6 protein-coding genes are annotated in these 7,632 nt (G+C 70.6%); 1 reads left to right on the top strand and 5 read right to left on the bottom strand.

Annotated features, from left to right (window positions below; all coding sequences use genetic code 11):
- From VA596_RS39250 to VA596_RS39260, 3 genes are all read right to left on the bottom strand, one after another.
- Entirely contained in the window at positions 1–858 is an 858-nt protein-coding gene (locus tag VA596_RS39250; RefSeq protein ID WP_323334273.1) for a HalD/BesD family halogenase, read from the bottom strand.
- Positions 859–969: 111 nt separating this feature from the next.
- Positions 970–1,419 carry a DUF4232 domain-containing protein gene (locus VA596_RS39255; RefSeq protein WP_323334275.1) on the bottom strand — a complete coding sequence of 150 codons (450 nt, stop codon included), beginning with the start codon at positions 1,417–1,419 and terminating at the stop codon, positions 970–972.
- Between the two features lie 134 nt (positions 1,420–1,553).
- On the bottom strand, positions 1,554–4,151 hold the full coding sequence (locus tag VA596_RS39260; RefSeq protein WP_323334277.1) for a bifunctional FO biosynthesis protein CofGH: 2,598 nt from the start codon (positions 4,149–4,151) through the stop codon (positions 1,554–1,556).
- 153 nt (positions 4,152–4,304) lie between these two features.
- Between VA596_RS39260 and VA596_RS39265 the strand changes: the two genes are divergently transcribed.
- A complete protein-coding gene (locus VA596_RS39265; protein ID WP_323334279.1) occupies positions 4,305–5,861 on the top strand; it encodes an IS1634 family transposase in 1,557 nt (518 codons plus the stop codon).
- Here VA596_RS39265 and VA596_RS39270 read toward each other — a convergent pair.
- Positions 5,846–6,604, bottom strand: a complete 759-nt coding sequence (locus VA596_RS39270) for an SDR family oxidoreductase (RefSeq protein WP_323334281.1) — start codon at positions 6,602–6,604, stop codon at positions 5,846–5,848. The genes VA596_RS39265 and VA596_RS39270 overlap by 16 nt on opposite strands.
- Positions 6,601–7,389: an alpha/beta fold hydrolase gene (locus VA596_RS39275; protein ID WP_323334283.1), complete on the bottom strand. Its 789-nt coding sequence runs from the start codon at positions 7,387–7,389 to the stop codon at positions 6,601–6,603. The genes VA596_RS39270 and VA596_RS39275 overlap by 4 nt, the downstream gene beginning before the upstream one ends.
- Positions 7,390–7,632: the final 243 nt, after the last annotated feature.

Below are 7,632 nucleotides of genomic sequence, written 5' to 3' on the forward strand. Positions count from 1 at the left end.
CTAGTCGAGCAGGGCGTCGCCCCGCACAGCGTGACCAGCCAGGTGTTCGGGCAGGACCCGGCCGAAGAGCTGCCTGGTCCGCTCCGGGCTGCCGATGACGCCGGGGCGCTCGCTGTAGGCGAAGATCGCCGAGTGACGGGCGATGTTCCCTTCCACCCTAGTGACCCGATGCAAGGCGAAGCGGCCTTTGAACAGCTGCAGATCGCCCGGACGGAGGCTCAGGCGCTGGACCGGATGGGTGCTTTCGCCGGAAAGAACCGCCCGGACGCCGTCGAAGTTCTCCGCCTCGGCGGAGCGGATGTCCGGGCAGTATTCGAACGTGCCGCCGTCACGGGCGGCCTGCGTCAGCATGCTGACGGTGTAGGAGTTCGTGTCGAAGTGCCACGGGTGCGCGCGGCCCGGCGCGATGACGTTCAGCGTCAGCCCAGACAGCGGGTCCGCGAGTTCGTGCAGCTTCGGCAGTCCGAAGCAGTCGGCGATGAACCGCTGGAACAGCGGGCTGCCGTAGAGCCGGCCGATGATCGCGCCGGCCGGGATGTGGTCGCGGGCGACGAAGGCGTTGCCCCGCTCCATGATCGTCCGGGCCGGGTGGTCCGCGGGCAGGTCCGCGTCGATCGCGGTGTTGTAGGCGTTGACCTTTTCGATCTTCGTGTACGCGTGCGGTTCGAGCGCGGCGCACTCGGCCCGCAGGGCCTCGTGCAGCTCGGGCCGGATGAAGTCGGCGAGGACGCTGCAGCCGACGTCGGCGAGGTCGGCGCGGGTGCGGGCCACGACCTCCCGCCAGGCGGCGCTGTCCGGATCAGTGAGCGGATAGCGGTCCGAGTCGATCATGTCCAGCGCGGCCACGGAGGTGCTCATCGACTTCCTCTCGACGGGTGAAGCTGCGGTGCTTGCCCGGGTCGTGAGGAAAACAAGTAGCACAGGGTTCCGCCCGGAAACCGTGGGTTTGTGAGCGGTGACACAAGGTGGTCAGTTACCGATTCTGGCAGCCCACGCGCTGAGCTTGACGGTGTCCGTGGTGCCGAGGTCGGTCTCCAGCGGCTGCTTCTGCGCGGGTTCGCCGGCGATCGGGACGACCGAGATCGCCGCGCCCGTGTGCTTGTCGCCGCTCGTGACGGTGGCCGACCAGGCCAGCACGGACAGCACCTTCCCGCCGGGTGGGACGGTCAGGTCCTGCGGCCCCGGGTCCGGCGCGAAGTAGGACGTCTCGTGCAATACCTGGACCTGCAACGGCGAACCGTCGCCCGCCAGGACCGTCAGGTCCGGGTAGCCGGTGACCTTGCGCGGCTTGCTGTCCAGGTTGGTCAGCGTGAGCACGCTCGCGCGGTGCCCCAGCCCGGCCTCGACCTGGCCGACCGAAAGCGACAGTCCGCTCGACGGCGGCGGCGCGTACGTCGGGCTCGGTGTCGTCGTCGGCAACGGGACGGGCGGCGGAGGCGGCGCCTGGCCACACCCCGCGAGAAGTCCTACGAAGAAAAGTGGTGCGAAGCGGAAAACCCCCATGAGCCGGAAGAGTAGCGGGCGCCCCGGAGCCGGGCGCCCGCTACCGTTTCTTACGGCGTGAGCAGCGGCAGCAGCGGCTTCCGGACCGCGGTCGCGACCCCGTCGGACGCCTCGGCCGCGGCGATCCGCTCGGCCGACGGCCGCCCGTACCCCGTCGTCCGCTGCACCAGCGGCCGTCCCAGCGGCTCGACCATCTCGCGCATGTCGCTGATCGTCTTGTACGACCCGTTCGACGCACCGGCCATCCGGCTGATCGTCTCCTCCATCAGCGTGCCGCCGATGTCGTTGACGCCGCCCTGCAGCACCGCGCGGCTGCCCTCGGTGCCGAGCTTCACCCAGGAGCTCTGGATGTTGTCGATCATCCCGTGCAGCAGCAGCCGGGCCAGCGCGTGCACCGCCCGGTTCTCGTTCTGCGTCGCGCCCGGGCGGGCGAGCCCGGCGAGGTAGATCGGCGAGCTCTGGTGGATGAACGGCAGCAGCACGAACTCGCTGAACCCGCGCTTGCCGTGCTTCTCCAGGCCGTCGCGCTGCAGCTTCGCGAGCAGCTTGAGGTGCGCGACCCAGTGCGCGGGCGTGTCGACGTGGCCGTACATCATCGTGGACGTCGTCGGCAGGCCGACCTCGTGCGCGGTGGTGACCACCTTGATCCACTCGGACGTCGGCAGCTTGCCCTTGGTGAGCACCCAGCGGACGTCGTCGTCGAGGATCTCCGCGGCCGTGCCCGGCAGCGAGTCCACGCCGGACTCCTTCGCCGCGATCAGCCAGTCGCGCAGCGAGAGGTTGGTCCGCGAAGCGCCGTTCACGACCTCCATCGGGCTGTAGCTGTGCAGGTGGATGTCCGGCTGCCGCCGCTTGACCTCGGCCGCGAGGTCGAAGTACGCGGTGCCCGGCAGGTCCGGGTGGATGCCGCCCTGCATGCAGATCTCGGTCGCGCCGGCGGCCCACGCCTCGTCGACGCGGTCGCCGACCTGCTCCAGCGAGAGCGTGTACGCGTCGGCGTCCGTGCGTCGCTGCGCGAAGGCGCAGAAGCGGCACCCCGTGTAGCAGACGTTGGTGAAGTTGATGTTCCGCGTGACGACGAAGGTGACGTCGTCGCCGACCGTCTCCCGGCGCAGGTCGTCGGCCAGCTTGGTGAAGGCGTCGAGTTCCTTGCCGTCGGCCGACAGCAGCGCGAGCGCGGCGTCGTCGGACAGCCCGGCGGGGTCCTTTTCCGCGCTGCGCAAGGCTTCCAGCACGGTGGAGTCGAACTTCTGCGGCCCGGTCTTGATCCGGTCGCCGATCTCCTTCCAGTCCCCGTACACCGAGTCGAAGTCGCTCCGGCGGTCTTCCGTGCGGCCGGTGGTGTCGATCTCGGTGTGCAGGTCGGTGCGGCCGGACTGCTGCCAGCCGCCGTCCGGCTCCTGCCACGGGATGCCGACCGGCATCGCGCCCTCGCGCGCCATCCCGGTGGCCGGGTCGACGAGCGCGGCGACGTGCCGGGTGATCCGCGGGTCCAGCCACGGCTCGCCGGCGTTGACGTACTCGGGGTAGATCGTCAGCCGTTCCTTGAGCTCGAAGCCGGCCTTCTCGGTGCGGCGGGCGAGCTCGTCGATCTGCGGCCACGCGCGTTCCGGGTTGACGTGGTCCGGGGTCAGCGGCGAGACGCCGCCCCAGTCGTCGATCCCGGCGCGGATCATCAGGTCGTACTGGTTGCCGATCAGGTTCGGCGGCGCCTGGATGCGCATCTTCGGGCCGAGCACGAGCCGCGCCACGGCGATGTTCGCGGCGAGCTCCTCGAGGTCGGCGTCCGGCGTCGCGCGCATCTTCGTGTCCGGCTTGGCCCGGAAGTTCTGCACGATGACTTCCTGGATACCGCCGTAGGTCTTGGCGACCTTGCGGATCTCGAACAGGGCGTCCGCGCGCTCGTCGTGCGTCTCGCCGATGCCGATCAGCACCCCGGTGGTGAACGGGACGCTGCTGCGGCCGGCGTCTTCGAGCACGCGCAGCCGGACGGCGGGATCCTTGTCGGGTGACCCGTAGTGCGGGCCGCCCTTCTCGCTCCACAGCCGGGTCGCCGTGGTCTCCAGCATCATGCCCATCGACGGCGCGACCGGCTTGAGCCGCTGGAAGTCCTGCCAGGACAGCACGCCGGGGTTGAGGTGCGGCAGCAGGCCGGTCTCCTCCAGCACCCGGATCGCCATCGCGCGGACGTAGGAGAGCGTGTCGTCGTAGCCGTGCGCGTCCAGCCAGTCGCGGGCGGCCTTCCAGCGGTCCTCGGGCCGGTCGCCGAGGGTGAAGAGGGCTTCCTTGCAGCCCATCTCGGCCCCCTTGCGGGCGATGTCGAGGACCTCGTCGGGTGAGAGGAACGGCGATTCGAGCCGGCCGGGGACGGTGACGAACGTGCAGTAGCCGCAGCGGTCGCGGCAGAGCCGGGTCAGCGGGATGAAGACCTTGCGGCTGTAGGTGATGATCCCCGCGCGCCCGGCCTCGGCCAGGCCGGCGTCACGGATGCGGGAGGCGTATTCGGACAGCTTCCCCAGGTCTTCGCCGCGGGCGTGCAGCAGCACGCTCGCCTCGGCTACGTCGAGTGTCTTCCCGTCACGCGCCCGGGCGAGCGCACGGCGCATCGCGGAGGCGGTCGGGGTGGTGGCGTCAGGATCGGGTCCCATTCCACCCACGCTAGGACCGTCCTCGTGCGACCAGCCAGTGCGTGTTCCGCACCCGGCTCACCCGATCGTGGATCGTGATCGTCGTCGCAGGTCAGCGTGGTGCGCCGGTTGTCGATCAGCCGTCCGGCGTGTATTACCTAAAGGGTGGCCTCGGTGATCGGGAAGAAGATCGGCGGACGGACGTACTACTACCTCGCGGAGTCCGCCCGGGTGGACGGCAAACCGCGTGTGGTGACCCAGCGTTACCTCGGTACCGCCGACGAGATCGCCCGCGCCGTCCCGGGCGGTGAACCCGCGTCGGCACGCTACCGCGCGTACGGCGACGTGGCCGCGGTATGGGCGACCCTGCGCCGGCTCGACTTCGTCCGGCGCGTCGACGACGTCGCCGGGCCCCAGCGCGCCAAGACCACGCTCGGGCAGACGCTGGCGATCGCCGTGCTGCACCGGGCGACCGCGCCGGAGACGCCGATCACGCAGTGGTGGGCGACCGGGGCCGCGGCGGACCTGGTGCACCCGCGCGTGTCCACAGTGGACACGGTGTGGCGGGCGCTGGAAAGGCTGACCCCCGAACGCATCGCGCGCATCGAGGAGACCGTCGCGGCGGCGGTCTTGGAGGTGCTCGACGACCACGCGGCCCTCGCCGTCGACGTCCCGCAGTTCGCCGCGTTCGCCGCCGCGGACTGCACGCTGCCCTCGGCCTGCCAGGGGGTGCTCGCCGGCGTGGGCCTGCGGGTGACCCGCGACGGCGCGATCCCGCTCGGCTCGCGGCTGTACCGGCGCGACGACGGCACCGCCCCGACGTTCGCCGCGCTGACCGCGGAACTGGGCCCGGCGACGCTCATCTTCCACACCGGGCAGGCCGCGCAGCTCGACCTCGGGTCACGCAGCGGGTTCGTCGGCTCGCTGCCGCTGACCGACCACCCCGAGCTGCTGACCCAGCCCGCGTCCGCCCGCAAGCGCGTCGACCCGGAACGGTTCGCCGGCCTCACCGCGCTGGACACGCACGCGGTCGTCGACGGCGTCCGGCGGCGGGTGATCCTGACGCATTCGGCGACGCTGCACGCGGCGCAGTCCCGCGCGTTCGCCGACGAGCTGGCCACCGCGACCCGCGAGCTGGACGGCCTGGCCGGGGCCCTGGCCGCGGGGACCCACCGCGGCGACCGCGCCCAGGTGCACGCCGAGATTGGCCGGGTCACCCGCGGCCGGCGTATCGAGCGCGTGCTCACGGCGGTGCTGACCGGGAGCCGGGCCGGGGAGATCCGCCTCGAGCGGCGGATCGACACGGCCGCCGTCGCCCGGCTCGACGACGAGTTCTTCGGCAAGCAGCTGCTGGTCACCGACCAGGACTGGCCGGTCGCCGAGGTCGTCACCGCCTACCGGGCCCGCACCCACCTCGAATCGACGTTCCGCTGGCTGACCGGGCCCGCCGTCACCGGCCCGACCCCGCGCTGGGAGTGGACCCGGCAGCGGATCGCCGCGCACGGGCTCGTCTCCGTGCTCGCCGCGACGGCGACCCACCTGATGCGGCGCGAGGCCGACCGCGCCGGGATGAACCTGTCCGTGCGCGAGCTGCTGGACCAGCTGGCGGGCATCGGCGAGCTGGTGCTGCGCTACCCGTCCACCGGCGGGCGGCCGCGAACCGCGCGCCTGCCGACCGAGCGGGACCCGGCGCAGCAGGCGCTGTTCAATCTGTTTCAGGATTCCCGGTAGATCTGCAGCGCGGAGAAGCTCTGGACCACCGGCATCAGCTCGATGACGTTGATGTTCACGTGCTTCGGCTGGCTCGCGGCCCAGTAGACGGACTCGGCGATGTCGTCGGCCGTCAGCGGGGTGGTGCCCTGGTAGACCTTGTCGGCCTTCTCCTGGTCGCCGTCGAAGCGGACCTTCGAGAAGTCCGTGCCGCCGACCATGCCGGGCTCGACGTTCGTCACGCGGACGCCGGTGCCGTGCAGGTCGCTGCGCAGGTTCAGGCTGAACTGGTGCACGAACGCCTTGGTCGCGCCGTAGACGTTGCCACCGGGGTAGGGGTAGGTGCCGGCGATCGAGCCGAGGTTGATGACGTGGCCGCGGCCGCGCTCGACCATGCCGGGCAGCAGCGCGCGCGTGACGTGGGTGAGGCCGCGGACGTTGGTCGCGATCATCTCGTCCCAGTCCTGGAGGTCCGCCTTGTGCGCGGGCTCCAGGCCCTTCGCCAGGCCGGCGTTGTTGACCAGGACGTCGACCTCGTTCCAGCCTTCCGGGAGAGAGCCGATCTTCGCCTTGACCGCTTCGGGGTCGCTGACGTCGAGGGTCACGGGGAGGACGGCGTCGCCGAGTTCCGCGGCGAGCTTCTCGAGCTTGTCCTCACTACGGGCGACGGCGATCACCCGGGCGCCCTCGGCGACGAACCGGCGGGTGATGGCGTCACCGAAGCCGGCGCTGGCGCCGGTCACGAACACGGTCTGCTGGGTCATGGCTTGGCTCCGCTTGTGGTCAGGAAGGTGCTGAGCGCTTCGTTGAACTCGGTCTCGCGCTCCAGGTTAGGCAGGTGGCCCGCGCCGTCGATCACCACCAGGGTCGAACCCGCCACTTCCCGGTGGATCCGCTCGGCGTCGCTCACGGGGGTGAACTCGTCCTCGCTGCCCACTACTACGAGGGTGGGGACGGCGATGTTCCGGAGCCCGGGGGTGTAGTCGGGGCGCTCGGCACGTCCTCTCAGCGCGGCCGCGGCGCCCTCGGCCGGAGCGTTGCGCATCATGGTTCTGACGTGGGCCTCGACGTCCGGCCTGGTCTCGCGGGTCTTCGGCGAGATCATCTTGGGGAGGAGTTCGTCGGCGTAGCGCTCCATGCCTTCCCTGGTGATCCTCGCCGCGGTGTCGATGCGGCCCTGTTTGACGTCGGGGGTGTCGAGGCCGGCGAAGGTGTCGGCCAGCAGGAGCACGCTGACGCGGTCCGGGTGGTCGGCGATCGCCTGCATGACGATCTGGCCACCCATGGAAAGACCACCGAGCACGAACGTCTCCATACCGAGGCGGTCGGCCAGGCCGATGAGGTCGTTCGCGAAGACGTCGAGGCCGGTCTTGGTGTCTTCCGTCTTGTGGGTGCCGTAGCCGCGGAGGTCCGGGACGACGACGCGGTAGCCGTGCTCGGTCAGGTGCTCGACCTGGGGCCGCCACATCGAGCGGTCGAAGGGATGGCCGTGGACGAGCAGGACGGTGGTCGCGGTTCTCGGGCCCGCGTCGTCGTAGGTGAGGGTCATGTCCTCGACGTTAGGTGGAGCTTTGATGCGGAGCAATACGGTGCAATGTACTCGGAGCAATGTTCTCTGCGTGCTCTTCCACGGCTATTCCCCTGGCGCTCCGGGGCGGTTGGGGGCACACTGGGGCTCGGACGGGCTCCGTCATGGGGCGTGACCTGCGCTGATCTTGTTAAGGGACCCCCCTGTTTCGGGCGGTTTTTGGCCATGTAAAGTTCTCCAAGTCGCCAGGGAAACCGGGCGGCG

It is taken from the genome of Amycolatopsis heterodermiae, assembly GCF_034929455.1.
GTDB lineage: Bacteria > Actinomycetota > Actinomycetes > Mycobacteriales > Pseudonocardiaceae > Amycolatopsis > Amycolatopsis heterodermiae.